The organism is Hydrogenophaga sp. Root209 (assembly GCF_001428625.1).
Lineage (GTDB): Bacteria > Pseudomonadota > Gammaproteobacteria > Burkholderiales > Burkholderiaceae_C > Hydrogenophaga.
Genome location: NZ_LMIE01000033.1, coordinates 121,945 through 148,541, shown reverse-complemented (window position 1 = coordinate 148,541; position 26,597 = coordinate 121,945). Strand labels below are relative to the sequence as shown.

The following is a 26,597-nucleotide window of genomic DNA, read 5'->3' as shown; positions in this document are numbered from 1 at the left end:
GCCAGGTCCTTCCACAGTCACTGTCGCATCCGCATAACGGTCAAGCCGTGCAGCGGAAGGTTTTTCTAACCAGCTAATGTTTCCTGCAGGGAAACGGAGGTCAGCGGATTTATGAGCGATTCCCAAGCCAATGGGGGCAACGTCTATGTTGCCTACAAGACCAACTCGTATCTCTTCGGCGGCAACGCGCCGTATGTGGAAGAGATGTACGAGAACTACCTCGCCAACCCGGGCAGCGTGCCGGACACCTGGCGCGGTTACTTCGATGCACTGCAGCACGTGCCAGCCGGCGACGGTTCTGATGCCCGTGACGTGCCGCATCAACCCGTCATCAATGCCTTTGCCGACCGCGCCAAGCAGGGCGGCACCAAGGTCGTCATCGCCACCGGCGCCGACTCGGACCTCGGTCGCAAGCGCGTTGCCGTCCAGCAGCTGATCGCCGCCTACCGCAATGTGGGTGCCCGCTGGGCCGATCTCGATCCGCTCAAGCGCGCCGAACGCGACAACATTCCTGAACTCGATCTGTCGTTTTACGGCTTTGCCGACGCCGATCTGGAAATCATCTTCAACACGAGCAACACTTTCTTCGGCAAGGAGACGATGTCCCTGCGCGAGTTGCTCAATGCCTTGCGTGACACCTACTGCGGCTCCATCGGCGCCGAGTACATGTACATCACCGACCAGAGCCAGAAGCGCTGGTGGCAGGAGCGTCTGGAGAGCACCCGTTCCAAGCCGGCCTACAACGCCGACAAAAAGAAGCACATTCTTGACCGCCTGACCGCGGCAGAAGGCCTGGAGCGATTCCTCCACACCAAATACGTGGGCCAGAAGCGTTTCTCGCTCGAAGGCGGTGAAAGCTTCATTGCCTCCATGGACGAGCTGATCCGCCAGGCGGGCCAGGTCGGCATCCAGGAAATCGTGATCGGCATGGCCCATCGCGGCCGCCTCAACGTGTTGGTGAACACCCTGGGCAAGATGCCCAAGGACCTGTTCGCCGAGTTCGATCACACCGCCCCCGAAGACCTGCCGTCTGGCGACGTGAAGTACCACCAGGGTTTCAGCTCTGACGTGACCACCCCTGGCGGACCGGTGCACCTGTCGCTGGCATTCAACCCATCGCACCTGGAGATCGTCAACCCCGTGGTCGAGGGCTCGGTGCGCGCCCGCATGGACCGCCGCGGCGATCCGCTGGGCAAGCAGGTGCTGCCGGTGCTGGTGCACGGCGACGCCGCCTTTGCCGGCCAGGGCGTGGTGATGGAAACGTTGGCACTGGCCGAAACCCGTGGTTACTCCACCGGCGGCACGGTGCATCTGGTGATCAACAACCAGATCGGTTTCACCACCTCCGACCCGCGCGACAGCCGCTCTACGCTGTACTGCTCCGACGTGGTCAAGATGATCGAGTCGCCGGTGCTGCACGTGAACGGTGACGATCCCGAAGCCGTGGTGTACGCCACGCAGCTCGCGCTCGAATTCCGCATGGCCTTCCAGAAGGACGTGGTGGTCGATATCGTGTGCTTCCGCAAGCTGGGCCACAACGAGCAGGACACTCCAAGCCTGACCCAGCCGCTGATGTACAAGAAGATCGCGTCCCACCCCGGCACGCGCAAGCTGTACGCGGACAAGCTGGTCGCGCAGGGCCTGGGCGAGTCGATCGGCGACGACATGGTCAAGGCCTACCGCGCCGCACTCGACGACGGCCGCCACACGGTCGATCCGGTGCTGACCAACTTCAAGAGCAAGTTCGCGGTCGACTGGAGCCCGTACCTCAACAAGAAGTGGACCGACAGCTCCGACTCCGCCATTCCCATGGCCGAGTGGAAGCGCCTGTCGGAGCGGCTCACCACGATCCCCGACACGATCTCGCCGCACCAGCTGGTGAAGAAGGTGTACGCCGACCGCGCGGCCATGGGCCGTGGTGAGATTCCGGTGGACTGGGGCATGGGCGAGCACATGGCGTTTGCCTCGCTGGTGGCCAGCGGCTTCCCGGTGCGCCTGTCGGGCGAAGACTGTGGTCGCGGCACGTTCACGCACCGCCACGCCGTGATTCACGACCAGAACCGCGAGAAGTTCGACGAGGGCACCTACGTGCCGCTGCAGAACGTGGCCGACAACCAGGCCCCGTTTGTGGTGATCGATTCGATCCTGTCCGAAGAAGCGGTGCTGGCCTTTGAGTACGGCTACGCCTCGAACGACCCGAACACGCTGGTGATCTGGGAAGCGCAGTTCGGCGACTTCGTCAACGGCGCGCAGGTGGTGATCGACCAGTTCATTGCCTCGGGTGAGGTGAAGTGGGGCCGCGTCAACGGCATCACGCTGATGCTGCCGCACGGCTACGAAGGCCAGGGGCCAGAGCACAGCTCTGCACGCCTGGAGCGCTTCATGCAGATGGCGGCGGACACCAACATGCAGATCGTGCAGCCCACCACGGCCAGCCAGATCTTCCATGTGCTGCGCCGCCAGATGATTCGCGGATTGCGCAAGCCGCTGGTGATCTTCACGCCCAAGTCGCTCTTGCGCAACAAGGACGCGACCTCGCCGCTGTCCGAATTCACCAAGGGCGGTTTCCAGACCGTGATCCCCGACCAGAGCGCTGACGTCGCCAAGAAGGCCGAGAAGGTCAAGCGCGTCATTTGCTGCTCGGGCAAGGTGTACTACGACCTCGTGAAGAAGCGCGAGGAGCGCGAGTCCGACGACGTGGCGATCCTGCGCGTCGAGCAGCTCTACCCGTTCCCGCACAAGGTGTTTGGTGCCGAACTGCGCAAGTACCCCAACGCCACCGACATCGTGTGGTGCCAGGACGAGCCGCAGAATCAGGGGGCCTGGTTCTTCGTGCAGCACTACATCCACGAGAACATGCTCGACGGTCAGAAGCTCGGTTATGCCGGGCGCGCTGCCTCGGCATCGCCAGCGGTGGGTTACTCGCACCTGCACCAGGAACAGCAGAAGAACCTGATCGACGCCGCCTTCGGCAAGCTCAAGGGCTACATCCTTACCAAGTAAGTCGCTCTCCCCCTGGTCCGCGGATGTTTCATCCTCGGGCCAGGTGACAAAGCGCAGTCCGAAACAACCCAGGTAGAAGAAACATGGCAATCGTAGAAGTCAAAGTTCCGCAGCTCTCCGAATCGGTGGCCGAAGCCACCATGCTGCAGTGGAAGAAAAAAGTCGGCGACGCGGTGGCGGTCGACGAGATCCTGATCGAAATCGAGACCGACAAGGTTGTGCTGGAAGTGCCGGCGCCCTCGGCCGGCGTGCTGGTTGAAATCCTGCAAGCCGACGGCGCCACGGTGGCAGCCGAACAATTGATCGCTCGCATCGACACGGCAGCCGTGGCCGGTGCTGCCGCACCAGCACCTGCCGCTGCAGCAGCGCCCGCTGCCGCCCCAACCCCAGCCCCAGCCCCTGCCGCCGCAGCAGCTGCGGTCGCGTCTACCAGCAAAGCCGGTGTGGCGATGCCCGCCGCCGCCAAGCTGATGGCCGACAACAACCTGGCCTCCGGTTCGGTGCCCGGTACTGGCAAAGACGGCCGAGTGACCAAGGGTGACGTGCTCTCCGCCGTGGCCTCACCCAAGCCAGCGGTGGCCGCACCCGTGGCGATCTCGACCGGCGCGCCCGCCAAGGTGCTGCCGCAAGTCCCTGTGGTCGCCCCCGATCTGGGTGATCGCCCGCAAGAGCGTGTGCCCATGACGCGTCTGCGTGCCCGTGTGGCCGAACGCCTGCTGCAGTCGCAGTCGACCAACGCCATCCTGACCACCTTCAATGAAATCAACATGGCCCCGGTCATGGAGATGCGCAAGAAGTTCCAGGAGAAGTTCGAGAAGGAACACGGCGTCAAGCTCGGCTTCATGAGCTTCTTCGTCAAGGCTGCGGTGCACGCGCTCAAGAAGTACCCCATCCTCAATGCCTCGGTGGATGGCAACGACATCGTTTATCACGGCTTTTTTGACATCGGCATCGCGGTGGGCTCACCGCGTGGACTGGTGGTGCCCATCCTGCGCAATGCCGACCAGATGAGCTTTGCCGACATCGAGAAGAAGATCGCCGAGTACGGCCAGAAGGCCAAGGACGGCAAGCTGGGCATCGATGAAATGACCGGTGGCACCTTCTCCATTTCCAATGGCGGCACCTTCGGTTCGATGATGTCCACACCCATCATCAACCCACCCCAGTCGGCCATCCTGGGCGTGCACGCCACCAAGGACCGCGCCATGGTGGAAAACGGCCAAGTGGTCGTGCGCCCGATGAACTACTTCGCCATGTCGTACGACCACCGCATCATCGACGGCCGCGAAGCCGTGCTGGGCCTGGTGGCCATGAAAGAGGCGCTGGAAGATCCGGCCCGTCTGCTCTTCGACATCTGATCGGCAACCCCGCTCGCCAACGCCCCGACAGGGGCGTTGGCCTTTTGAATTCAGGAATCCAACATGTCCCAAACATTTGACGTCGTCGTCATTGGCGGTGGCCCCGGTGGCTACATCGCCGCCATCCGTGCTGCTCAACTCGGTTTCAAGGTCGCCTGCATCGACGAGTGGAAAAACGCCACCGGCGGCCCAGCCCCGGGCGGCACCTGCACCAACGTCGGTTGCATTCCCAGCAAGGCGCTGCTGCAGTCGTCGGAACACTTCGACCACGCCAACCACCACTTCGCCGACCACGGCATCACCGCCTCCAACGTCAAGATCGACATCGCCAGGATGATCGGTCGCAAAGACACCGTGGTGAAGCAGAACAACGACGGCATCCTGTACCTGTTCAAGAAGAACAAGATTTCGTTCTTCCATGGCCGTGGTTCGTTCGCCAAGGCGGTGGAAGCCGGCTATGAAATCCAGGTGACGGGGGCGAAGGAGGAGCTGCTGACCGCGCGCCAGATCATCGTGGCCACGGGCTCCAACGCACGCGCCTTGCCCGGCACGCCGTTTGACGAAGATGTGGTGCTCTCCAACGATGGCGCACTGCGCCTGGGCGCAGTGCCCAAGAAGATGGTGCTGATCGGCTCGGGCGTGATCGGGCTGGAGATGGGTTCGGTCTGGCGCCGGCTCGGCTCCGACGTGACCATCCTCGAAGGGCTGCCCACCTTTCTGGGCGCGGTGGACGAGCAGATCGCCAAGGAGGCCAAAAAAGCGTTTGACAAGCAGGGCCTGAAGATCGAACTGGGGGTGAAGGTCGGTGAGATCAAGAGCACCAAAAAAGGCGTGAGCGTGGCCTACACCAACGCCAAGGGAGAAGCCCAGTCGCTGGACGCCGACAAGCTGATCGTCTCCATTGGACGTGTGCCCAACACCATCGGTCTCAACGCAGAAGCCGTGGGCCTGCAGCTCGATGAGCGCGGCGCCATCGTGGTCGACGCCGAGTGCCGCACCAACCTCAAGGGCGTGTGGGCAGTGGGTGACGTGGTGCGTGGTCCCATGCTGGCGCACAAGGCGGAAGAAGAGGGCGTTGCAGTGGCCGAGCGCATCGCCGGCCAGCACGGTCATGTCAACTTCAACACCATCCCCTGGGTGATCTACACCAGTCCCGAAATTGCCTGGGTGGGTGAGACCGAGCAGCAGCTCAAGGCGCGCGGCGCCGCCTACAAAGCCGGCACCTTCCCGTTCCTGGCCAATGGCCGCGCTCGCGCGCTGGGTGACACCACCGGCATGGTCAAGTTTCTGGCCGATGCCACCACCGACGAAATACTGGGCGTGCATATCGTGGGTCCGATGGCCAGCGAGCTGATTTCGGAAGCCGTCGTGGCCATGGAGTTCAAGGCCAGTGCGGAAGACATCGCACGCATCTGTCACGCTCATCCGTCGCTGTCAGAGGCGACGAAAGAGGCCGCGCTGGCGGTGGACAAGCGCACGCTGAACTTCTGAACGCGTACGGTCCCGACTTTGAGCGTTCGCAGCACCTACGAAGCCGCGCTGAAGGAGCGCGGCTATAACGCCGATCCCGCCCAGCAGCGTGCCATCGACGCGCTGGAGCGGTGTGCCTCCGAGTGGGCTGTGTACAAGCAGCGTCGCTCCAATTCGCTCAAGAAGCTCTTCATCAAGCCCGACATTCCGCGCGGCGTGTACATGTTTGGCGGCGTGGGCCGGGGCAAGAGTTTTCTGATGGAGTGCTTCTTCAACGCAGTGCCTCTGAAACGCAAGACGCGGCTGCACTTCCACGAGTTCATGCGCGAGGTGCACCGCGAACTGCGCGATCTGCAGGGCACGGTCAACCCGCTGGACGAACTCGGCCTGCGTATCGCCAAACGTTACAAGCTGATCTGCTTCGACGAGTTTCACGTGGCGGACGTGACCGATGCGATGATCCTGCACCGCCTGCTGGATGCCTTGTTCAAGGCCGGCGTGGGCTTCGTCACCACCTCCAACTTCCACCCCGACGACCTCTACCCCGACGGTCTGCACCGCGACCGCATCCTGCCCGCCATCGAGCTGTTGAAGGCGCGGCTGGAGGTGCTCAGCGTGGACAACGGCACCGACTATCGCCAGCGCACGCTCAACCACATCCAGCTCTACCATTGCCCGCTCGGGCCACAGGCCGATGCGGCGCTGCGAGCCACTTTCGATGAGTTGGCTGAAGCGGGCGATCAGGAGCCGGTGATGCAGATCGAGTCGCGCCAGATCCGCGCGTTGCGCCGTGCCGGTGGCGTGATCTGGTTTGACTTCCACACACTGTGTGGCGGGCCGCGATCACAGAACGATTACCTGGAAATCGCCACCCAGTTCCACACTGTGATGCTCTCCAACGTGCCGCAGATGCAGGTGCGCCAGGCGTCCGAAGCGCGTCGCTTCACATGGCTCATCGACGTGCTCTACGACCGCCGTGTCAAGCTGGTGATGTCGGCTGCCGTACCGCCGGAAGCGTTGTACCTTGAAGGCCCGATGTCGCACGAATTCCCGCGCACGGTCTCCCGCCTGAGCGAGATGCAGTCACAAGAGTTTCTGGCGCTGGAGCATCGGGTGGTGGATACCGGGTTGACCTGAGAGGCGGCGAGCGATCTGCCACCGGGCCGCCCCAAGGCGGTGGAGCGTTGGGCCCGATTGGCCTCAGGAGAGTGGCTCGAGCTTCACGATCACGATCGACAGGTTGTCGCCCGCTCCCTTGGCCCGGGTGCGTGCCTTCTGGATCAGGAACTCGCAAGCCTCGCGCGGCGAGAGCATGGCGATCGTGCTGGCCAGTTCTTCGGGCGTGAAGTAGTGCCACACGCCGTCGCTGCATGCCATCAACGCCTCACCCGGAATGAGTTGTGGTACCACGTGCAAGTCCACTGGCGGGTCGTTCTCGGTCCCCAGGCAACCCATGAGGATGTTGGCGTGCGGGTGATCCAGGGCATCCTGTTCGCTGATCTCACCCTGGTTGACCAGCGTTTGCACGTAGGAGTGGTCTATGGTGCGGAACACCAGGCGTCCGTTGCGGAAGTGGTAGACCCGCGAATCACCAGCGTGAACCCAGTGACTTTCACCGTCGGGATCGATCAGAAAAGCGGCGATGGTGCTGTGAGGCTCCTGTTCGGCCGACACGGCGGTGAGCTTGATCACCAGGTGCGATTCTTCGACGATCTGGCGCAGCAGGGCGGACGCGTCGTCGGTGTCGGGGTCGTAGCGTTCAAACAATTGGCGCGCGGTGAGCATCACCTGGTCAGACGCCTTGCGGCCCCCGCTGCGCCCACCCATGCCGTCGGCCAGCACGGCCAGCATGCAACTGCTGTGGCGCGGATGGCTCAGCAGGCACACCTGGTCCTGCTGGTAGTCGCGGTCTCCCCGGTGGATGCCGGTGGATGCCTGGATGCGGTAGCCTTTGGACATATGAATCAATCGTTGTTCGGATGCCGTTCGATGCGTGCAATGGTATCCAGTTATGTTCCAGCGGTACCTTCACCTCCCGTGCGTCTTTGCACGCCGCTGGCGTGATTGATCTGGCTCATGGCGTGGCAGCCGCTTTTGCTGCCCGAGGCCCTCTGGCTGCGAGCCATCCCGGTCTTCGCCCCAGACCCGGCCAGTTGCAGATGGCGCTGGCCGTGGCGCAGGCTTTGCAGGCCGGTGAGCATCTTGCGGTGGAAGCTGGCACCGGCGTGGGCAAGACGTTTGCCTACCTCGTGCCGGTGCTGCTGAGCGGGCAGCGTGCGCTGTTGTCGACGGCCACGCAGGCCTTGCAGGACCAATTGTTTACCCGCGACATTCCGGCCGTCTCCCGCGCGCTGGGCCTGCCGGTGCGCGCGGCCTTGCTCAAAGGGCGCTCAAGCTACTTGTGCCTGCACAGGTTGGAGCTGGCCAGAGCCGTGGGAACGTCTGCTCAGCGCGACCCTGTCATTGCTGCGGGCCTGGAGCAGGTGCAGCGCTGGGCTCGAGTCACCCGCAGTGGCGATGTGGGCGAGCTGGACATGCTGGACGAGCGCTCGCCGCTGCGTCCCCTGATCACGTCCACCCGCCACAACTGCGTGGGAACCAGTTGCCCGCAGGCCGCACAGTGCCACGTCAATCTGGCGCGCCGCCAGGCGCGCGAAGCCGACTGGGTGGTGATCAACCACCACCTCTTTTTTTCAGACCAGGTCATCCGCGAAGCCGAAGCGGTGGACTGGTTGCCCGAAACCGGTGTGGTGGTGCTGGACGAAGCGCATCAACTCAACGACACCGGCATCCAGCTGTTGTCGCAGTCCATCTCTTCCGACAACCTGCGTGATCTCGCGCGCGAGCTGGGTGTGCAGGGCCACGCCTGGGCTCGCGGGCTGCGGCCTTGGGGTCATCTGGCGCTTTGCCTGGAGCAGGCCTGTCGCGCCTTGGGCTCTTTGTCCCGTGAGGCGGGCACCCAGGGTCGCGGTCGATGGACCGAGTCCACACCCGAAGGCCTGAACCCTGGAACTTGGCTCCTGGCGGTATCCGGCCTTGACCACGCCTTGACGGCTGTGCTGGAGGCTGTGTCAGCCACCGCCCAGAGCGCCGCTGAGCTCGCACGCCTGCTCGAGCGCATCAAGGCGTTGCAGATCACCTGGAGCCTGTTGGCGCCGGGCGGCCCGGGCCCACAGGATGCCGCCAGCGTGCGTTGGATGGAGTGGGGCGCTGATCGTTCCTGGCGCATGGTGCGCGCGCCGCTGGACAGTGCAGCCCGCTTCACCCGCCTCGTGTCGGATGCAGGGCCCGGCACTCGCAGCTGGATCTTCGCGTCCGCCACGCTGGGTCACGACGATGCGCTGAGCTGGTTCACCCGCAGCCTGGGCCTGGCGGATCACCGCACGGTCCGCACGCTGAGGGTGGCCAGCCCGTTCGACCATGGGGACCAAGCCGCTCTGTATGTGCCGCACGATCTGCCCGAGCCATCCGATGCTGCGCACACGCCCCAACTGGCGGTGCGGGTGGCGCAGTGGGCCGGTCGGTTGGGTGGGCGCACTTTGGTGCTGACCACCACACTGCGCGCAGTGGCGCGCATGGCCGATGCCTTGAACGAACAGGTGCTGCAGGGTCGTTGTGCACCGATGACGGTGCTGGCTCAGGGGCAGTTGTCGCGCGCAGCGCTGCTGGCGCGGTTTCGGGCGGCCGAGTCGTCGCGCCACGGCGCCATCCTGGTGGCTTCGGCATCGTTCTGGGAAGGGGTGGACTTGCCTGGAGATGGGCTTCAGCTGCTCGTGATCGACAAGCTGCCGTTTCCCTCGCCGGACGATCCCTTGACCGCTGCGCGCTCAGAGCGCCTGGAGGCGCAGGGCCTCAAGGCATTCAATGACGGGCATCTGCCCGAAGCCGCCATGGCCCTGAAGCAGGGAGCCGGTCGCTTGATCCGGACCGAGACCGACCGGGGGGTGCTGGTGATCGGCGACCGCCGGCTGCTCACACGCAGCTACGGCCATCAGTTGCTGGCCGGCCTGCCACCCATGCGCCGCTTGATGGACGACGCCGAGATGAGCGCGGCGCTGGACGCGCTGGCGTTCACCAGATCTTCCACCAAGGATCGTCCTTGCTCTTGAAGCCCTGGCTCAAGTACTCGCTTTGCGGGTAGTTGGCCTGCATGACACGTCGGGCATCGTCGCGCAGTTGCGTCATGCCCAGCGCGTCGTACGAACGCACCATGATGAACAGGGCCTCTTCCAGCGCGGGCGCGTCGGTGTATTCGTTCAGCGCGGTTTGAGCTCGGTTGATGGCCGCCACATGAGCGCCCCGGCTGAGGTAATAGCGCGCCACATGAACTTCGTATTGCGCCAGCGAATTGACGATGTAGGTCATGCGCAGGCGTGCGTCCGGCGTGTAGCGGGAGTCCGGGAAACGGGTGCTCAGTTCACGGAAAGCTTCGAACGATTCCTTGGCGGCCTTCTGGTCGCGCTCGGACAGGTCCTGCCGCGCAATCGCGCCGAACAGGCCCAGGTTGTCGTTGAAGTTCACCAAACCCTTGAGGTAGAGCGCATAGTCCATGGCCGGGCTGGCCGGGTGGAGCTTCTGGAAACGCTCAATGGCAGCCAGTGCCTGGGCCGGCTCGTTCGCTTTGTAGTGGGTGTAGGCCTTGTCGAGCTGGGCCTGCTGTGCCAGCGGGGTTCCGGCAGCGCGGCCTTCGAGCTTCTCGAGCAAGGTGACCGAGCGCTCGTAGTTGCCAGCCGAGCGTTCTTCGGTGGCTTCGCTGTAAATGCGGTTGGGGCTCCAGTTCACGGTTTCGTCCACCGGCTTGGTGCTGCCGCAAGCGCCGAGCGTGAGCGCGGCGCCCAGCGCACAAGCACTCAGAGCCGATAATCTGAACGTCAACATAACGAACTCACCTTCACAACGGAACTACGGATTGAAAGCGCAAAGTATATCGACGGGGGGTGAGTCGAACGGTCTGGCAGCAGACGCGGGCCACGACGTGGTGGCGACTGCCGACGAATGGGCGCTTGAGATTGAAAAGCGCCTCTGTGCCGTGCCTGTGAGCATGCATGGCTGGCGAATCGACCGCGCACTGGCCCAACTGATCCCCGAGTTCTCCCGCTCCTACCTGCAACAACTCATGGCCGATGGTGCTGTGGAGCTGCGCGGTGCGGCCCAGACCAAGCCTTCGGCGCGCATCGCCGCCGGCGATCAGCTGCGCGTGGAATTGCGCCCCACCCAGCAAGCCCAGGCGTTTGTGCCCGAGGCGATGGCGCTGGAGGTGGTGTTCGAAGACGCCGATCTGCTGGTCATTCACAAACCCGCCGGCCTGGTGGTGCACCCCGCCGCCGGCAACTGGAGCGGTACCCTGCTCAATGGCCTGCTGGCCCACCACAAGGGTGCCGCCAGCTTGCCCCGCGCGGGCATCGTGCACCGTCTCGACAAGGACACCTCGGGCCTGATGCTGGTGGGCAAGACCCGTCAAGCTGTGGAAGCGCTGGTGCGCGCCATCGCCGCGCGCGAGGTGAGCCGCCAGTACCTCGCCCTTGCCCACGGCCGCTGGAAGGGTCTGGGCGATCAGCATGTGGACCAGCCCATCGGCCGTGACGTGCACAACCGCCTGCGCATGGCAGTGGTGAGGGTGGAGGGCGGCAGCAGCAAGACCGCCCAGACCACCTTCCGCCTGCTCGACACCTGCGATCAGGCCAGTCTGGTGGCCTGCAAGCTGCACACTGGGCGCACCCATCAGATCCGGGTGCACATGGCCTGGCTCGGTCATCCGCTGGTGGGCGACACGCTGTATGGCGGGCGCGCGTTGTGGGGCATGGGCCGACAGTCGCTACACGCCGCGCGCCTCGAGCTCAAGCACCCGATCAGTGGCCAGCCGTTGTTGTTTCGCTCCACGCCGCCGACCGACATGCTCCTGGCACTGGAATCCAGCGGGCTCCATTACAATGCGACAAGCTGGGACAGCGAATCGACGGCCTGAAGCTGCACCATCCAACGCGGATGGATGGCCCTGTCGCCCGACAGTCCCCTTCACTCCGACCATCGTCCAGCTGCCCGAGCCAACCGCCTGACCGAGAGCCCACACCCGGGCGCTGCAGGATCTGGCTGATTCGCCCCGACCCAACGGTCGCGCCCGCATGCCGCATGGCCCGGACAAACTGCCCGGATGATGCAAGCACCGTTTGCTTTTCGCACCGTCCCGGTCACAAACCGGTTTTTGACTGACAGACACCATGAACACAACGGATGCCAAGCGTGTCCTCGAGACGGCATTGATCTGCGCGCCCCAGCCGCTGTCGGTGCGCGAGCTCGGCACGCTGTTCGACATGGAAGTGTCGGCCGACACGCTCAAGACCTTGCTGGCCGATCTGCAGCTCGAGTGGACCGGGCGCGGCGTGGAGCTGGTGCAGGTCGCCACGGGATGGCGCTTCCAGAGCCGGCCCGAGCTGCGTCCCTACCTGGACCGCCTGCATCCCGAGAAGCCGCCACGCTACAGCCGTGCCGCCATGGAAACGCTGGCCATCATTGCCTACCGCCAGCCGGTCACGCGCGGCGACATGGAAGACATCCGTGGTGTCACGATCAACTCGCTGATCATCAAACAACTGGAAGACCGGGGCTGGATTGAAGTCATCGGCCACCGCGAAACCGTTGGTCGCCCGGCCTTGTTTGCCACCACGCGCCAGTTTCTCGACGACCTGGGGCTGGCTTCGCTGGACCAGTTGCCGCCGCTGGACGGCAGCGAGGTGCAGGAGTCTGCGCTGGACCGCCTCGACTTCGAATCCCTGGCCAACAGCCTGCAGCCCGGCGCATCCGAGTCCGACACACCTGAATCAGATCTGCTGCTGGTGGCCGACCCCCTGGCCACCGACCCCATTTCCCCTGACCCCATTTCCCCGCCCTCCGACCCGCAGTTGTTGGAACCGTCCACCCAGGAAGACCATGACCCCGGATCAAACCCCCCCCGCCTCGCCTGAACCTGATCACGCTCCCGAGGCGAACGCGCCCGAGCAACCCGGTGCGGCACGCCCGGTGCCAGCGCCGGCTGTGCCCGAGGTGCTGCGCTTTGACGACGTGGTCAGCGGCGCTTTCGACGCCGAGCAAGAGCAGGACCTGCCGCTGCTGCCCGCCAAGCGCGTGCTCGCACCCCAGGCCGAATCGCCCAAGCTGCACAAGGTGCTGGCGCAGGCCGGCATGGGTTCGCGTCTGGAAATGGAGCAGTTGATCCTGGAAGGCCGCATTTCGGTCAACGGTGAACCCGCCCACGTGGGTCAGCGCATCCAGTTTGGCGACGTGATCAAAGTCAACGGCAAGCCGGTGCGCGTGCGCATGACGCCGCCGCCGCCCCGCGTACTGGCGTACCACAAGCCTGCAGGCGAAGTGGTTTCGCACGACGATCCGCAAAACCGGCCCACCGTGTTCCGCCGTCTGCCCAAGCTGATGCAGGGGAAGTGGCAGTCGGTTGGCCGGCTCGACCTCAACACCGAAGGCCTGCTGCTGCTCACCAGCTCGGGTGAACTGGCCAACCGATTGATGCACCCGCGTTTCGGCTTGCAGCGTGAATACGCGGTGCGCGTGCTCGGTGCGCTGTCGAACGAAGAAAAAGCACGTCTGCTCGACGGCGTGCGCCTGGACGACGGTATGGCCCAGTTCGCCTCCATCGAAGACGGTGGCGGCGAGGGGGCCAACTGCTGGTACCGCGTGACCATCGGCGAAGGACGCAACCGAGAGGTGCGCCGCATGTTCGAAGCGGTGGGCCACGCGGTCAGCCGCCTGATCCGCATCCGCTACGGCGCCATGATGTTGCCGCGCGGACTCAAGCGGGGCGCATGGCTGGAGCTGGACGAGCGCGACATTGCCCGCCTGACTGCCGCCGCCGGCATGCCGAGCGCAGACGAGGAGGGCGCCCGCCCACCCCGTCCCGGCGGCCGCCATCCAGCGCAGCGTGGGAAACAGGGCCCCAGACCCGGTCGCACCCAGGGCAACCCGCCTGGCAGCCGAAACGAAGGCCCAGGTTTCGGGGACCGCCGCAGTGGCGGATACGGCATGGGCGGTGCACCCACCGGACCCGGTGGCAAAGGCCGTGGCAGCAAGCCTGGCAGCGGATCGGGCGGGCGAGGACCGGGCGGTGGGGCCTCGCAGCCCGATCCCATGAAGACCTCGTTCGGCTACATCGGGCAGGACGCTCTGCAGCGCCGCCGGGAGCAGGAAGCGGGTCGTGGGAGTGCGCCCGGGGGAGCCCGTCGCCGTGGCGGGGGTGGGGGTGGGGGTGGGGGTCGATCGGGCAGTCGTTGAGCGCGCGCCGCCCATGGCCCACCGTCACGGCGCCGTGACGCGACCAATGTAGAATCATGGGCTTTGCGGGGTGCCCCAAACCCCGGCAGAACCTTCAGCAAATTGACCCACAAAACCTCAGGATTTTCATGGCCATCGAACGCACTCTCTCCATCATCAAGCCCGACGCTGTTGCCAAGAACGTCATCGGCCAGATTTACGCCCGCTTTGAAGCTGCTGGCCTGAAGGTCGTGGCTGCTCGCATGGCGCACCTGTCGCGCGGAGAAGCCGAGGCGTTCTACGCTGTGCACAAGGCCCGTCCTTTCTTCAAGGATCTGGTCGATTTCATGATCTCCGGCCCGGTGATGATCCAGGCGCTCGAAGGCGAAGGCGCCATTGCCAAGAACCGCGACCTGATGGGCGCCACCGACCCGAAGAAGGCCGATGCCGGCACGATTCGCGCTGACTTTGCAGACAGCATCGACGCCAACGCCGTGCACGGCTCCGACGCGCCCGAGACCGCCGCCGCCGAGATTGCGTTCTTCTTCGCCGGTCTCAACGTTTACTCGCGCTGAGCCAGCGCGCTGACCATGTCATGACGGCCAATCTGCTCGACTTCGATCTCGAGGGTTTGGCCGCCTGGTGCGAGCAGCTGGGCGAAAAGCGTTTTCGCGCTGTCCAGCTGTTTCGCTGGATTCATCAAAAAGGGGCGTCGGACTTCACCGAGATGACCGACCTCGCGCGCAGCCTGCGCGAGAAGCTGCCCGGCTCCTGCACCATCACCGGCCTGCCTGTGCTCTCGCGTCAGGAGTCTGCCGACGGCACCATCAAGTGGCTGTTCGACGTGGGCGGCGGCAACGCGGTGGAGACCGTGTTCATTCCCGAAGAAGACCGCGGCACCTTGTGCATCTCGTCCCAGGCGGGTTGTGCGGTCGGCTGCCGTTTCTGCTCGACAGGGCATCAGGGCTTCTCACGCAACCTCACCACCGGTGAAATCCTGGCCCAGCTCTGGCAGGCCGAGTTTTTCCTGCGCAAGCATTTGAAACGCGAAGAGCGCGTGATCACCAACGTGGTCATGATGGGCATGGGTGAGCCCCTGCAGAACTACAGCGCGCTGGTGCCTGCGCTTCGCGTCATGCTCGATGACCACGGCTATGGCCTCTCGCGCCGCCGCGTCACCGTATCCACCTCGGGTGTTGTTCCCATGATGGATCGCCTCGCGCAGGATTGCCCGGTGGCGCTCGCCGTGTCCCTGCATGCACCAGATGACGCGCTGCGCAGCGATCTGGTGCCGCTCAACCGCAAGTACCCCATCGCTGAACTGCTCGATGCCTGTCTGCGCTACTTGCCGGCTGCACCGCGCGACTTCATCACTTTCGAGTACTGCATGCTCGATGGCGTGAACGATCAGCCGCAACATGCCCGTGAGTTGCTCACCCTGCTCAAGGGGCATGCGGGTCGCGGTGTTCCGTGCAAGATCAACCTCATTCCTTTCAATCCCTTTCCCAGCTCGGGCTTGCTCTGTTCGCCACGGCCGGTGGTCCAGCAGTTTGCCAAGATACTCAGCGAAGGCGGGTTGGTAACGACGGTGCGCAAGACCCGAGGCGATGACATCGACGCAGCCTGTGGTCAACTCGCCGGCGACGTGCTTGATCGCACCAATGCCGCGAGCCGCCTTGCCAAACGCCGCAGCGCGCTCGAGCATCCCATCCGCATCGTTCACAAGGAAAGGCAGGCATGACTTCAGCCACTCGATTCCCAGCCCGGTTCTCAGGCGCCACGGTGGGGTTGCTGGCGTTCATGTTGTGCTGCCTGGCGCTGTTGGCGGGTTGCGCCCAGACGAGCGCGGCGCCCAGTGCGACCTCCCTGCAGGAGCCCATCACCGATTCGGACGAACCCGAGGTGCGCAAGCGCGCACGCATCCGCATCGAACTCGCCGCAGGCTATTTCGCGGAAGGCCAGACCACCGTGGCGCTCGATGAAATCAAGCTTGCCCTGCAAGCCGACCCCACCTACGCCCCTGCCTACGCGCTGCGCGGACTGGTGTACATGCAACTGAACAACAACGCGCTGGCCGAGGACAGCTTCAAGCGCGCCATCCAGCTCAACCCGCGCGACCCGGATGCGCTGCACAACTACGGCTGGTTCGAATGTCAGGCGGGCCGCTACGCGCAGTCCACCGACTTGTTTCGGCGCGCGCTGGCCAGTCCGGTGTATGGCGGTCAGGCCAAGTCGTTGTTGGCCATGGGTATTTGCCAGATTCGTGCTGGCCAGCTGCCTGAGGCCGAAGCCAGCCTGGCGCGTTCGTACGAGCTTGACGCAGGCAATCCCATCGTCGCGTACAACCTTGCTTCATTGCAGTTCCGTCGGGGTGAGGCCAGCAAGGCGCAGTTCACGATCCGCCGACTGAACAACACCGATCTGGCGAACGCCGAAACGTTGTGGTTGGGCATCAAGGTGGAGCGGCATCTGCAAAACACCCAGGCCATGACGCAACTCGCCCAGCAACTGGGCCGTCGTTACCCCGATTCCGCGCAGTGGGCGCACTACCAGCGGGGAGCATTCAATGAGTGAGGCGATGACGCATCCAGGGGGCGAGACTTCCGCGGAGACCATTTCTCGGCCCATTCGCCTCAAGGACGCTCGAGAAGCCGCCGGGTTGCACATTGCCGCACTGGCCGCAGCTTTGAAGGTGCCAGTCAAGAAGCTGGAAGCGCTCGAAGCGGGGCGTTACGACGAGCTGCCCGACCTCACATTTGCCCGTGCCCTGGCTTCCAGTGCCTGCCGCCAACTCAGGGTCGACCCCGCGCCAATCCTGCAACAGATTCCGCAAGGTGCATTGCTCAAGCTCGGGCACGTTGGTCAAACACTCAATGCACCGTTCAATTCCGGTCATGATGAAGCACCGTTCAATCCCCTGAGTTGGCTGTCGCGTCCGGCGTTGCTGGCGGCTATTGCTTTGCTCCTGGGTGCGCTGGTGATCGTTTTCCTGCCGAAGGCCGAGAACCCGCCAGCCCCATCCAGTGCCACCGAGACGATTTCGGAGCCGGCGCCTGCAGTTGGGCCGGTGGCCGCGCAGGAACCTGGTTCGCAAGATGTCGCCGGGCCTGCCACCACTGACCCTGCAGTTGACCCTGCAGCCACCCCCGGCGGCACCACGACTGCACCGCCAGAAGCTTCAGCATCCACCCAGTCACCCGAGGTGGCTGTCAACCCAGTGACGTCACCCGAGGTGGTTGCTGCCCCCCAGTCGGCCAGCCTGCTGAGCATTGCCGCCACCGGTGAATCCTGGGTCGAGGTGGTCAATGGTTCCGGTACCGTCGTGGCCAAACGGCTGTTGCAGTCGGGTGACGTGATCGATTTTTCGGCTGCACCGCCTTACACGGTGGTGCTGGGCAAGGTGGACGCCGCACAGGTGAGCGTGCGCGGAAAGTCTTTTGACACGTCGCCATTTGCTCGCAACAACGTGGCCCGATTCGAGGTGAAATGAGCATGGACACCGTGTCCCGACCATCTCCTGCGTCTGCTGCATCCAGCGACCAACCGATCGCGTTGGCTGCAGCCCGTTCGCGCCGTACCCGGCAAGGGCTGGTGGCCTGGGGCAACCACCGCGTGACGGTGGGCGGCGACGCGCCCGTGCGCGTGCAGTCCATGACCAATACCGACACTGCGGACGCTGTGGGCACCGCGATCCAGGTGAAAGAGCTCGCGTTGGCCGGCTCCGAGTTGGTGCGCATCACTGTCAACAACGACGAGGCCGCCAAGGCGGTCCCTTACATCCGCGAGCAGCTCGATCGCATGGGCGTCGATGTGCCTCTGATCGGTGACTTCCATTACAACGGCCACCGCCTGCTTGCCGACCACCCGGCCTGCGCCGAGGCGCTCTCCAAGTACCGCATCAACCCGGGCAACGTGGGCCGTGGCGACAAGGGCGACCGGCAGTTCGCCCAGATGGTGGAGATCGCCGCGCGGCACGACAAAGCCATCCGCATCGGCGTGAACTGGGGCAGCCTGGACCAGGACCTGCTCGCCCGCCTGATGGACGAGAACGCCGGCCGTCGCCAGCCCTGGGAGGCGCGCCAGGTGATGTACGAAGCGTTGATCACGTCCGCACTCGACTCGGCCAGACGTGCCGAGGAGATCGGGCTCAACGGCAACAACATTTTTCTCTCGTGCAAGGTCAGCGCCGTGCAGGACCTGATCGCTGTGTACCAGGCGCTGGCGCAGCGCTGCGACTACGCACTGCACCTGGGCCTGACCGAAGCCGGTATGGGCACCAAGGGCGCGGTGGCCTCGGCGGCGGCGCTCTCGGTACTGTTGCAGCAAGGCATTGGCGACACCATCCGCATCTCGCTGACACCACAGCCGGGGGAGTCACGCACGCAAGAGGTGGTGATCGCGCTGGAGATTCTGCAAGCGTTGGGCATGCGTGCTTTTGTGCCTTCGGTCACCGCCTGCCCGGGCTGTGGCCGCACCACCAGCACTACTTTCCAGGAGCTGGCCAAGCAGATCGACGACTACCTGCGCAACTCCATGCCGGTCTGGCGCACGCGCTACCCCGGCGTGGAAAACCTCAAGGTGGCGGTGATGGGCTGCATTGTCAACGGCCCCGGCGAGAGCAAGCACGCCGACATCGGCATCAGCCTGCCGGGCACCGGCGAAGCGCCGGCAGCACCGGTCTTCATCGACGGACAAAAAGCACTGACCTTGCGTGGCGACGACATCGTGCGCGAGTTCCAGGTGATCGTGGACAACTACATCGAGAACAAGTTTGGCGTTACCGCTTGAAGCTGGGTCCACACCCGCTTGCGCTGAACGCACAGGCTTGCAGCACATGGCAGAAAAACTGAGCGCCGTCAAAGGCATGAACGACATCGCCCCTCCCGCGTCCGCGCACTGGGAGTGGCTCGAAGACACCTTGCGTCGCCTGATGCGCCGCTACGGCTACCGCAACCTGCGCACGCCCATCGTGGAACCCACGGCGCTCTTTGTGCGTGGCCTCGGTGAGGTGACCGACATCGTCGAGAAGGAGATGTACTCCTTCGAAGACCGGCTCAATGGCGAACAACTCACGCTGCGCCCGGAGAACACCGCCGGCGTGGTGCGTGCTGCGCTCGAGCACTCCTTGCTGTACGACGGCGGCAAGCGCCTGTACTACATGGGGCCGATGTTCCGCCACGAGCGGCCCCAGCGAGGGCGCTACCGGCAGTTCCACCAGTTCGGCGCCGAAGCTCTGGGCTTTGCCGGGCCGGATGTGGACGCCGAACTCATCGTGCTGGCCTGTGACCTCTGGGCCGAGCTGGGCCTGACCGGCATCGAGCTCGAGATCAACAGCCTGGGCCAGCCACCCGAACGGCTGGCGCATCGCCAGGCCCTCATTGCCTACCTCGAAGCCCACGCCGACAAACTCGATGAAGAAGCGAAGCGCCGCCTGCACAGCAATCCGCTGCGCATCCTGGACACCAAGAACCCGGCGATGCAGGCGCTGGTGAATGCAGCGCCCCGTCTGATGGACCACCTGGGCACCGAGTCGCTGGATCACTTCAACCGCTTGCGCGGGCTGCTTGATGCGCACGGCATTGTCTACCGCATCAACCCACGCCTGGTGCGTGGCATGGACTACTACAACCTCTCGGTGTTCGAGTTCGTCACCACCCAACTGGGCTCGCAGGGTACGGTGTGCGCGGGTGGTCGCTACGACGGTCTGTTCGAACAGATCGGTGGCAAGGCCGCGCCCGCCGTGGGGTGGGCGCTGGGCATGGAGCGCATCCTGGAGCTGCTGAAGGAGCAGGGCAGGCTGCCCGAGCAACCGGTGCCCGACGCCTACGCTGTGGTGCCCGATGCGGCCCATGTGTCGCAGGTCATGCCGGTGCTGCGTGCGCTGCGCCAACATGGCGTCAACGTGCAGATGCACGCGGGAGGCGCCGACGGCATGGGCAGCATGAAGTCGCAGTTCAAGAAGGCCGACGCCAGTGGTGCGCGCTTCGCTCTGATCTTTGGCGAGCAGGAGCTGCAGCAAGCCAGCGTGGCCGTGAAGCCGCTGCGTGGACCTCGGCCCGACGGTGAATCACCGCCCCCGGCAGCCGCCCAAAGACTGTTGCCGCTCACTGCCGTTGCCGATTGGGCGGTCAGTTTGCGCAGCGCCTGAATCCCGTCTGGTTTCCTTCGTGCGGCCGAGGCAGTGGTGCCAGAGCCGCCCGCCTACAATCGAGCGTTGCGCCTTCAGCGCGCGAACCCGAACTGAATTGCAACATGGCCAAACACCTCGACCTTGAAGAGCAGGAACAGCTCGATCAGATCAAACACTTCTGGAACCAATACGGCAACCTCATCAGCTGGATGTTGATCGTGGTGTTTGGTTCGTTCGCCGCCTGGAACGGCTGGAATTACTGGCAACGCACCCAGGCGGCCAAGGCCGCCGCGCTGTATGACGAGGTGGACCGCGCGGCTGTCGCCAAGGATGCCGATCGCATGCAACGTGCGCTGGCTGACATGCAGTCCCAATTTGCCAGTACCACGTTTGCCAGCCAGGCGGCCTTGCAAGCCGGCAAGACGCTGTTCGATGCCGGCAAGCTGCCCGAAGCGCGTGCGGCGCTGGCTTGGGCCGCTGAAAAATCGTCCGATGACTCTTACAAGGCAGTTGCCCGCTTGCGCCTGGCCGCCCTGGATATCGAGGCGCAAGCCTACGACCAGGCGCTCAAAACGCTGGAAGCACCCGTGCCAAAGTCGTTTGAGCCGCTCGTGGCCGACCGCCGCGGCGATGTGTTGATGGCTCAGGGCAAGCTCGACGAGGCCAAGGCACAGTACCAGGCCGCCTGGCGCGGCCTGAGCAGCCGCACTGAATACCGCCGGCTTGTGGAAGTGAAGCTGGCTTCGCTGGGCGTGGATGTGGCCGGCTTGACTCCAACAACCGAGGTGGTCCGTTGAACCCATTTCTGATTTCATGGCAACGCAGCCTGCGAACCACCTGTCTTGCCGTACTCCTCCTGGCGGGTCTGACGGCTTGCTCATCCGGTTCCAAGAAACCGCAACCCACCGAGCTGCCACCCGTGGCCGCACTCATGGGTACTCGCGCGGCCTGGGCGGCCCAGATCGGAGCCGGCACTGAGTCCATCACGCCGATCGTGGCATCGGGACGTGTGTTTGTGGCCAGCACATCAGGCACGGTGGCCGCGCTGGATGGCAACACCGGTCAGGATGTCTGGCGCCTTAACGTGGGAACCCCCATTGCCGCCGGCGTGGGCTCCGATGGGCAAACGGCCGCGGTGGTTACGCAGTCCAACCACCTGGTGGCGCTGGCCAACGGCCGTGAGGTGTGGCGTGTGCGTCTGCCAGCGCGCGCCTTCACTGCGCCGCTGGTGGCTGGCGCGCGTGTGTTCGTGCTCACCGCCGACCGCACCGTCACCGCTTTTGACGCCCAGAACGGCGTTCGCCTGTGGGCTCAGTCGCGTACGAGCGAGCCTTTGGTGCTGAGCCAGAGCGGCGCCTTGCTGGCCGTGGGCGACACGCTTGTGGCTGGATTGTCGGGTCGCCTGGTGGGCCTCAACCCAACCAATGGCTCCGTGCGCTGGGAAGCACCTGTGGCCACGTCGCGCGGCACCAACGAGGTGGAGCGACTGGTGGATATCGTTGGCCCGGTCAGCAGGATCGGCGACAGCGTGTGCGTGCGCGCCTACTCGGCAGCCGTGGGTTGCGTGGACGCCAGCCGGGGCACGGTGGTGTGGACCCGCGCAGCGCAGGGCACCACCGGCGTCCACGGAGACGACCGCCTTGTTTTTGGTGCTGACAGCGAAGGCCGCTTCCAGGCGTGGCAACGCGTATCCGGTGAACCAGCGTGGAGCACCCAGCGACTGAAATACCGCGGCCTGAGCGCGCCGTTGGCCTTGGGTCGCGTGGTCGCCGTGGGTGACAGCACCGGCCTGGTGCACCTGATCTCGCGCGAAGACGGCAGCGAAATGACCCGTCTGAGCACCGACGGCTCGCCGATCCTCGTGGCTCCTGTGCTCTCGGGCGACGCGCTCGTGGTGCAGACCCGCAACGGCGGCGTGTACGCCTGGCGCCCCCAATAACGGCTGAGCCGAACCGCCCCCCTGAACGAAAGCAGCTTTCCTTGAAACCCGTCATCGCCCTGGTGGGCCGCCCCAATGTGGGCAAGTCCACTCTGTTCAACCGCTTGACGAGTTCTCGCGATGCCATCGTGGCCGACTTTGCCGGTCTCACCCGCGACCGCCACTACGGCAACGGCCGACTCGGTGCGCGCGAGTACATCGTCATCGACACCGGTGGCTTCGAGCCCGATGCCACCGAAGGCATCTACAAGGAGATGGCCAAACAGACCCGCCAAGCCGTAGCGGAGTCCGACGTGGTGCTGTTCGTGGTCGACGCCCGCGCGGGCATCAGCGCACAAGACCACGAGATAGCGAGTTACCTGCGCCGCCTCGGCAAGCCCTGCGTGCTCGTGGCCAACAAGGCCGAGGGCATGACTCAGGGTCTGCAGCTCGTCGAATTTTTCGAGCTGGGTCTGGGCGAGGTGCTGCCAGTCTCTGGTGCGCACGGGCAAGGTGTTCGCTCCATGGTCGAGCTCGCACTTGAACGCATCCCCGGACTGCCGCCCGAAGACGAAGAGGAAGAGCCTGCTCCAGTCGGCGTGATCCGCCTGGCGGTTGCGGGCCGGCCCAACGTGGGCAAGTCCACCCTGATCAACGTTTGGTTGGGTGAAGAGCGCCTGGTCGCGTTCGACCTGCCCGGCACCACGCGCGACACCATTTCCGTGCCGTTCGAACGCAACGGCCAGAAGTTCGAGCTGATCGACACGGCAGGCATTCGCCGCAAGGGGCGCGTGTTCGAGGCCATCGAGAAGTTCTCGGTGGTGAAGACCCTGCAGGCGATCGAAAATGCCCACGTCGTGCTGCTGCTGCTCGATGCCACGCAAGGCGTGACCGACCAGGACGCCCACATTGCCGGCTATATCCTGGAGAGTGGCCGCGCCGTGGTGTTGGCCATCAACAAGTGGGATGCGGTGGATGCGTACCAGCGTGAGCAAATCGAGCGACAGATAGAAACCCGGCTGGCATTCCTGAAATTTGCCTCGATGCACAGGATCTCGGCACAGAAGCGCCAGGGCTTGGCGCCGGTCTGGAAATCGATCATTCAGGCTCAGGCCTCAGCCATGCGCAAGATGTCCACGCCGGTTTTGACCCGACTTCTGGCCGAAGCCGTGCAGTTTCAGGCGCCCACGCGTGGCGGCATGTTCCGCCCCAAAATGCGATACGCCCACCAGGGCGGCATGAATCCTCCAGTGATCGTGATCCACGGCAATTCGCTGGAGCACGTGCCAGATTCCTATAAACGCTTTCTGGAAGGTCGCTTTCGCAAGGCGTTCGACCTCGTGGGAACGCCCTTGCGGATTGAATTCAAGACCTCGACCAATCCCTTCAAGGAATAGGATTTCCCTGCAGGCTTGAGCAGTACAAACCCTGTGGTATGGTTCTCTTCCTATCAACTTTTTTCTGAACACGGAGCATATCGTGAGCAATAACAAAGGCCAACTCTTGCAAGACCCTTTCCTGAACCAGCTGCGCCGGGAGCACGTTCCCGTGTCGATCTACTTGGTCAATGGCATCAAGCTGCAGGGGCAAATCGAGTCTTTTGACCAGTACGTGGTTCTTCTTCGGAACACGGTCACCCAGATGGTCTACAAGCACGCCATTTCCACCATCGTTCCGGGTCGTCCCGTGCAGTTCACCGCAGCGACTGCGGATGAACCTGCCGCGTCCTGAACACGTGCCTCTTGAACGCCGGGTCGGCAATGCTGTGCCACCTGGCCCACAGCGCCCATGGCGCTGTCGCTGAACCGATTTGAAATCTTCTGAAACCTCTTCCACGCCCACTCCATCCGTCATCCTGGTGGGGGTGGATTTCGGCACGCCACACTTTGACGCTCCCCTTGAGGAATTGGGCTTGTTGGCCCAGACGGCGGGGTACACCGTTGCCGATCGGGTCACTTGCAAGCGGCGTGCGCCCGATCCGGCGCTTTTCGTCGGTTCGGGCAAGGCCGATGAGATCAAGCTGCTGGCCCAATCGACCGGCGCTTCGGAGGTCCTGTTCGATCAATCGCTCAGTCCGGCGCAGCAGCGCAATCTGGAGCGCCACCTCGGCATGCCGGTCAATGACCGCACGCTGTTGATTCTGGAGATATTCGCTCAGCGAGCGCGCAGCCACGAAGGCAAACTGCAGGTTGAGTTGGCGAGGCTGCAATACCTCTCCACCCGGCTCGTGCGGCGCTGGTCGCATCTGGAGCGACAAAGTGGTGGCATCGGCATGCGGGGCGGCCCTGGTGAAACGCAGATCGAACTTGATCGCCGCATGATCGGCGATTCGATCAAGCGGACCAAAGAGCGTCTTGAGAAGGTGAAGAAGCAGCGAGCCACCCAGCGACGCCAGCGTGAGCGCCGCGATACCTTCTCCATCTCGCTGGTGGGCTATACCAATGCGGGCAAGTCTTCCTTGTTCAACGGCTTGGTCAAGGCGCGAGCCTATGCGGCTGATCAGCTGTTTGCCACGCTGGACACCACCACCCGCCAGCTGTACCTGGGCGAGGCGGGCCGATCGGTGTCGTTGTCGGACACGGTGGGGTTCATCCGCGATCTGCCGCACGGGCTGGTCGACGCCTTCGCGGCCACTTTGCAGGAGGCGGCCGATGCGGATCTGCTGCTGCATGTCGTGGATGCTTCCAACGCTTCGCATCTTGAACAGATTGCTTCCGTGATGGGGGTGCTCAAAGATATCGGTGCCGATCAAGTTCCGCAGGTTCTGGTGTTCAACAAGCTCGATGCGATGGACGAAGCCGTCCATCCGCATGCCCTGAGTGATCAAATGGAACTGGATGGTCAACCGGTGCCTCGAATCTACGTGAGTGCGAAAACAGGCGAAGGATTGCCTGCCTTGCGAGCGCTTCTGGCTGCACAGGTCACGAACCTCAATGGCGGGCAAGGCCCCATGGCCCCCGGGGCGTTCCCTGAAATGGAAAGTCCGGTGTCCTGATTGGGCACAATGTGATGGTTTTTGAATCGACAAAGAGTTGGCAACACATGGATGTGAATCTGCAAACCCCCGCCCGCGCTGATCAGCCAGGCTCAAGCGCCAAGCCACGGCAGGTCTTGAGCAAGCTGTTGGGCATGTTCAACCTGAACGATCCACGCTGGGGCCGGGGCGACGACGCATCCCGCAATGAGGGATCGAAGGACGGTCAGGAGCCCGAACGCAACGACGACAACCGTCCGCCGCAGCGCCCGCGAGGTCAGGGGCCCAACCAAGGTCCTCCAGATCTCGACGAGTTGTGGCGCGACTTCAACCGCAAGCTCGGTGGCCTGTTGGGCAAAAAGGGCGGTGGTCAGGGTGGTGGCAACGGTTCCGGTGGCGGCGGTATGCCCAATTTCAACCCCAGCCCCAAGACCACCGGCATTGGTGCGGGCCTCATTGTCGGCGTCGCGGCACTGATCTGGCTGGGCACCGGCTTCTTCATCGTGCAAGAGGGCCAGCAGGCCGTCATCACGCAGTTTGGCAAGTACAGCAGCACCGTGGGTGCCGGTTTCAACTGGCGCCTGCCGTACCCCGTCCAACGCCATGAGACGGTGTTTGTGACCCAGATCCGTTCGGTCGACGTGGGCCGTGACAACCTCGTGCCCGCCACTGGTCTGCGTGAATCCGCCATGTTGACGGAAGACGAGAACATCGTCGAGATCAAGTTCGCCGTGCAGTACCGCCTCAACGACGCCCGGGCCTTCCTGTTTGAAAGCCGCGACCCGGACGCCTCGGTGGTCCAAGCCGCTGAAACGGCAGTGCGTGAGGTGGTCGGCAAGATGAAGATGGACGCCGCGCTGGCCGAAGAGCGTGACCAGATCGCACCGCGCGTGCGCGCGCTCATGCAGACCATCCTGGATCGCTACAAGGTCGGTATCGAGGTCGTGGGCATCAACATGCAGCAGGGCGGTGTCCGCCCGCCCGAGCAGGTGCAGGCTTCATTTGACGATGTGCTCAAGGCAGGCCAGGAGCGCGAGCGTGCGAAGAACGAAGCCGAGGCATACGCCAACGACGTGGTGCCCCGGGCTCGCGGTGCTGCGTCGCGCCTGACTGAGGAAGCCGAAGGTTACCGCGCCCGCATCGTCGCTCAAGCAGAGGGTGATTCGCAGCGCTTCCGCTCGGTGTTGACCGAGTACCAGAAGGCGCCGCAGGTCACCCGCGAACGCATGTACACCGACGCCATGCAGGAGATCTACAGCAACGTGACCAAGGTGCTCGTGGACTCCAAGGCGGGCAACAACCTGCTGTACCTGCCGCTGGACAAAATCATGCAGATGACGGCCCAGTCACCGGCGGCTGCACCCGCGACCGCCTTGCCACCGCCCACCGCAGGCGCTGCGTCCACCTCGGCCAGCCGCAGCCTCGACAACGCGGCACGCTCGCGCGAGCGCGAAAGCCGTTGAACGCAGCACACGAGACCACAGA

General features: G+C 64.2%; 22 protein-coding genes. 20 read left to right on the top strand and 2 right to left on the bottom strand.

Annotated elements, in window-relative coordinates; all coding sequences use genetic code 11:
* Window positions 1–111: 111 nt before the first annotated feature.
* The 4 genes from ASE11_RS23585 to zapE all read left to right on the top strand — a co-directional run bounded on the left by ASE11_RS23585 (window position 112) and on the right by zapE (window position 6,968).
* Window positions 112–3,003, top strand: a complete 2,892-nt coding sequence (locus ASE11_RS23585) for a 2-oxoglutarate dehydrogenase E1 component (RefSeq protein ID WP_056277735.1) — start codon at window positions 112–114, stop codon at window positions 3,001–3,003.
* A gap of 83 nt (window positions 3,004–3,086) precedes the next feature.
* Entirely contained in the window at window positions 3,087–4,361 is a 1,275-nt protein-coding gene (odhB, locus tag ASE11_RS23580; RefSeq protein WP_056277732.1) for a 2-oxoglutarate dehydrogenase complex dihydrolipoyllysine-residue succinyltransferase, read from the top strand.
* Window positions 4,362–4,424: 63 nt separating this feature from the next.
* Window positions 4,425–5,852: a dihydrolipoyl dehydrogenase gene (lpdA, locus tag ASE11_RS23575; RefSeq protein ID WP_056277729.1), complete on the top strand. Its 1,428-nt coding sequence runs from the start codon at window positions 4,425–4,427 to the stop codon at window positions 5,850–5,852.
* A gap of 18 nt (window positions 5,853–5,870) precedes the next feature.
* Window positions 5,871–6,968 (top strand): cell division protein ZapE, encoded by a 1,098-nt coding sequence (zapE, locus tag ASE11_RS23570; protein ID WP_056277726.1) that lies wholly within the window; start codon window positions 5,871–5,873, stop codon window positions 6,966–6,968.
* A 63-nt stretch (window positions 6,969–7,031) separates the two neighbouring features.
* On the opposite strand, the gene ASE11_RS23565 is transcribed toward zapE, so the two are convergent.
* The gene (locus ASE11_RS23565; protein WP_056277723.1) at window positions 7,032–7,790 is read right to left on the bottom strand and encodes a PP2C family protein-serine/threonine phosphatase; all 759 of its coding nucleotides are present in this window, start codon (window positions 7,788–7,790) and stop codon (window positions 7,032–7,034) included.
* 101 nt (window positions 7,791–7,891) lie between these two features.
* On the opposite strand from ASE11_RS23565, the gene ASE11_RS23560 reads away from it, so the two are divergent.
* The gene (locus ASE11_RS23560; protein ID WP_235501438.1) at window positions 7,892–9,940 is read left to right on the top strand and encodes an ATP-dependent DNA helicase; all 2,049 of its coding nucleotides are present in this window, start codon (window positions 7,892–7,894) and stop codon (window positions 9,938–9,940) included.
* Here ASE11_RS23560 and ASE11_RS23555 read toward each other — a convergent pair.
* Window positions 9,903–10,709: an outer membrane protein assembly factor BamD gene (locus ASE11_RS23555; protein WP_056277720.1), complete on the bottom strand. Its 807-nt coding sequence runs from the start codon at window positions 10,707–10,709 to the stop codon at window positions 9,903–9,905. The two genes, ASE11_RS23560 and ASE11_RS23555, sit on opposite strands and share 38 nt — an antisense overlap.
* A 31-nt stretch (window positions 10,710–10,740) precedes the next feature.
* Here ASE11_RS23555 and ASE11_RS23550 point away from each other — a divergent pair, with 31 nt between their 5' ends.
* The 15 genes from ASE11_RS23550 (at window position 10,741) to hflK (ending at window position 26,575) form a co-directional block, all read left to right on the top strand.
* Entirely contained in the window at window positions 10,741–11,796 is a 1,056-nt protein-coding gene (locus ASE11_RS23550; RefSeq protein WP_235501437.1) for an RluA family pseudouridine synthase, read from the top strand.
* Between the two features lie 253 nt (window positions 11,797–12,049).
* Window positions 12,050–12,793, top strand: coding sequence for an SMC-Scp complex subunit ScpB (gene scpB / locus ASE11_RS23545; protein WP_082585985.1), 744 nt, complete (start codon window positions 12,050–12,052; stop codon window positions 12,791–12,793).
* Window positions 12,759–14,111, top strand: coding sequence for a pseudouridine synthase (locus ASE11_RS23540; protein ID WP_056277717.1), 1,353 nt, complete (start codon window positions 12,759–12,761; stop codon window positions 14,109–14,111). Before scpB ends, ASE11_RS23540 begins: the two co-directional genes overlap by 35 nt.
* A 128-nt stretch (window positions 14,112–14,239) precedes the next feature.
* Window positions 14,240–14,665 (top strand): nucleoside-diphosphate kinase, encoded by a 426-nt coding sequence (gene ndk / locus ASE11_RS23535; RefSeq protein ID WP_056277714.1) that lies wholly within the window; start codon window positions 14,240–14,242, stop codon window positions 14,663–14,665.
* Between the two features lie 20 nt (window positions 14,666–14,685).
* Entirely contained in the window at window positions 14,686–15,831 is a 1,146-nt protein-coding gene (rlmN, locus tag ASE11_RS23530) for a 23S rRNA (adenine(2503)-C(2))-methyltransferase RlmN (protein WP_056277710.1), read from the top strand.
* Window positions 15,828–16,664 carry a type IV pilus biogenesis/stability protein PilW gene (gene pilW, locus ASE11_RS23525; protein WP_056277708.1) on the top strand — a complete coding sequence of 279 codons (837 nt, stop codon included), beginning with the start codon at window positions 15,828–15,830 and terminating at the stop codon, window positions 16,662–16,664. Before rlmN ends, pilW begins: the two co-directional genes overlap by 4 nt.
* A 4-nt stretch (window positions 16,665–16,668) precedes the next feature.
* The gene (locus ASE11_RS23520) at window positions 16,669–17,580 is read left to right on the top strand and encodes a RodZ domain-containing protein (RefSeq protein ID WP_056277705.1); all 912 of its coding nucleotides are present in this window, start codon (window positions 16,669–16,671) and stop codon (window positions 17,578–17,580) included.
* Window positions 17,581–17,582: 2 nt separating this feature from the next.
* Window positions 17,583–18,878 (top strand): flavodoxin-dependent (E)-4-hydroxy-3-methylbut-2-enyl-diphosphate synthase, encoded by a 1,296-nt coding sequence (ispG, locus tag ASE11_RS23515; RefSeq protein WP_056277701.1) that lies wholly within the window; start codon window positions 17,583–17,585, stop codon window positions 18,876–18,878.
* A 46-nt stretch (window positions 18,879–18,924) separates the two neighbouring features.
* Window positions 18,925–20,238 carry a histidine--tRNA ligase gene (gene hisS / locus ASE11_RS23510; RefSeq protein ID WP_056278103.1) on the top strand — a complete coding sequence of 438 codons (1,314 nt, stop codon included), beginning with the start codon at window positions 18,925–18,927 and terminating at the stop codon, window positions 20,236–20,238.
* A gap of 104 nt (window positions 20,239–20,342) precedes the next feature.
* Window positions 20,343–21,017, top strand: coding sequence for a YfgM family protein (locus tag ASE11_RS23505; protein WP_056277698.1), 675 nt, complete (start codon window positions 20,343–20,345; stop codon window positions 21,015–21,017).
* Between the two features lie 8 nt (window positions 21,018–21,025).
* On the top strand, window positions 21,026–22,159 hold the full coding sequence (bamB, locus tag ASE11_RS23500; RefSeq protein WP_056278100.1) for an outer membrane protein assembly factor BamB: 1,134 nt from the start codon (window positions 21,026–21,028) through the stop codon (window positions 22,157–22,159).
* A 41-nt stretch (window positions 22,160–22,200) separates the two neighbouring features.
* Window positions 22,201–23,535 (top strand): ribosome biogenesis GTPase Der, encoded by a 1,335-nt coding sequence (gene der, locus ASE11_RS23495; protein ID WP_056277694.1) that lies wholly within the window; start codon window positions 22,201–22,203, stop codon window positions 23,533–23,535.
* A gap of 64 nt (window positions 23,536–23,599) precedes the next feature.
* A complete protein-coding gene (gene hfq, locus ASE11_RS23490) occupies window positions 23,600–23,869 on the top strand; it encodes an RNA chaperone Hfq (protein WP_056277693.1) in 270 nt (89 codons plus the stop codon).
* Window positions 23,870–23,996: 127 nt separating this feature from the next.
* A complete protein-coding gene (hflX, locus tag ASE11_RS23485) occupies window positions 23,997–25,133 on the top strand; it encodes a GTPase HflX (RefSeq protein ID WP_156406483.1) in 1,137 nt (378 codons plus the stop codon).
* A 134-nt stretch (window positions 25,134–25,267) separates the two neighbouring features.
* Complete coding sequence (gene hflK, locus ASE11_RS23480; RefSeq protein ID WP_235501453.1) at window positions 25,268–26,575, top strand: FtsH protease activity modulator HflK; 1,308 nt, start codon at window positions 25,268–25,270, stop codon at window positions 26,573–26,575.
* The last annotated feature ends 22 nt before the right edge of the window (window positions 26,576–26,597 follow it).

Coding starts and splice junctions, on each gene's coding strand:
- ASE11_RS23555 (WP_056277720.1), bottom strand. CDS start 10,709: ATGTTGACGTTCAGATTATCGGCTCTGAGTGCTTGTGCGCTGGGCGCC.
- ASE11_RS23505 (WP_056277698.1), top strand. CDS start 20,343: ATGGCCAAACACCTCGACCTTGAAGAGCAGGAACAGCTCGATCAGATC.
- scpB (WP_082585985.1), top strand. CDS start 12,050: ATGAACACAACGGATGCCAAGCGTGTCCTCGAGACGGCATTGATCTGC.
- rlmN (WP_056277710.1), top strand. CDS start 14,686: ATGACGGCCAATCTGCTCGACTTCGATCTCGAGGGTTTGGCCGCCTGG.
- hisS (WP_056278103.1), top strand. CDS start 18,925: ATGGCAGAAAAACTGAGCGCCGTCAAAGGCATGAACGACATCGCCCCT.
- lpdA (WP_056277729.1), top strand. CDS start 4,425: ATGTCCCAAACATTTGACGTCGTCGTCATTGGCGGTGGCCCCGGTGGC.
- ASE11_RS23540 (WP_056277717.1), top strand. CDS start 12,759: ATGACCCCGGATCAAACCCCCCCCGCCTCGCCTGAACCTGATCACGCT.
- ndk (WP_056277714.1), top strand. CDS start 14,240: ATGGCCATCGAACGCACTCTCTCCATCATCAAGCCCGACGCTGTTGCC.
- ASE11_RS23565 (WP_056277723.1), bottom strand. CDS start 7,790: ATGTCCAAAGGCTACCGCATCCAGGCATCCACCGGCATCCACCGGGGA.
- odhB (WP_056277732.1), top strand. CDS start 3,087: ATGGCAATCGTAGAAGTCAAAGTTCCGCAGCTCTCCGAATCGGTGGCC.
- ASE11_RS23520 (WP_056277705.1), top strand. CDS start 16,669: ATGACGCATCCAGGGGGCGAGACTTCCGCGGAGACCATTTCTCGGCCC.
- ispG (WP_056277701.1), top strand. CDS start 17,583: ATGGACACCGTGTCCCGACCATCTCCTGCGTCTGCTGCATCCAGCGAC.
- pilW (WP_056277708.1), top strand. CDS start 15,828: ATGACTTCAGCCACTCGATTCCCAGCCCGGTTCTCAGGCGCCACGGTG.
- ASE11_RS23585 (WP_056277735.1), top strand. CDS start 112: ATGAGCGATTCCCAAGCCAATGGGGGCAACGTCTATGTTGCCTACAAG.
- hflK (WP_235501453.1), top strand. CDS start 25,268: ATGTTCAACCTGAACGATCCACGCTGGGGCCGGGGCGACGACGCATCC.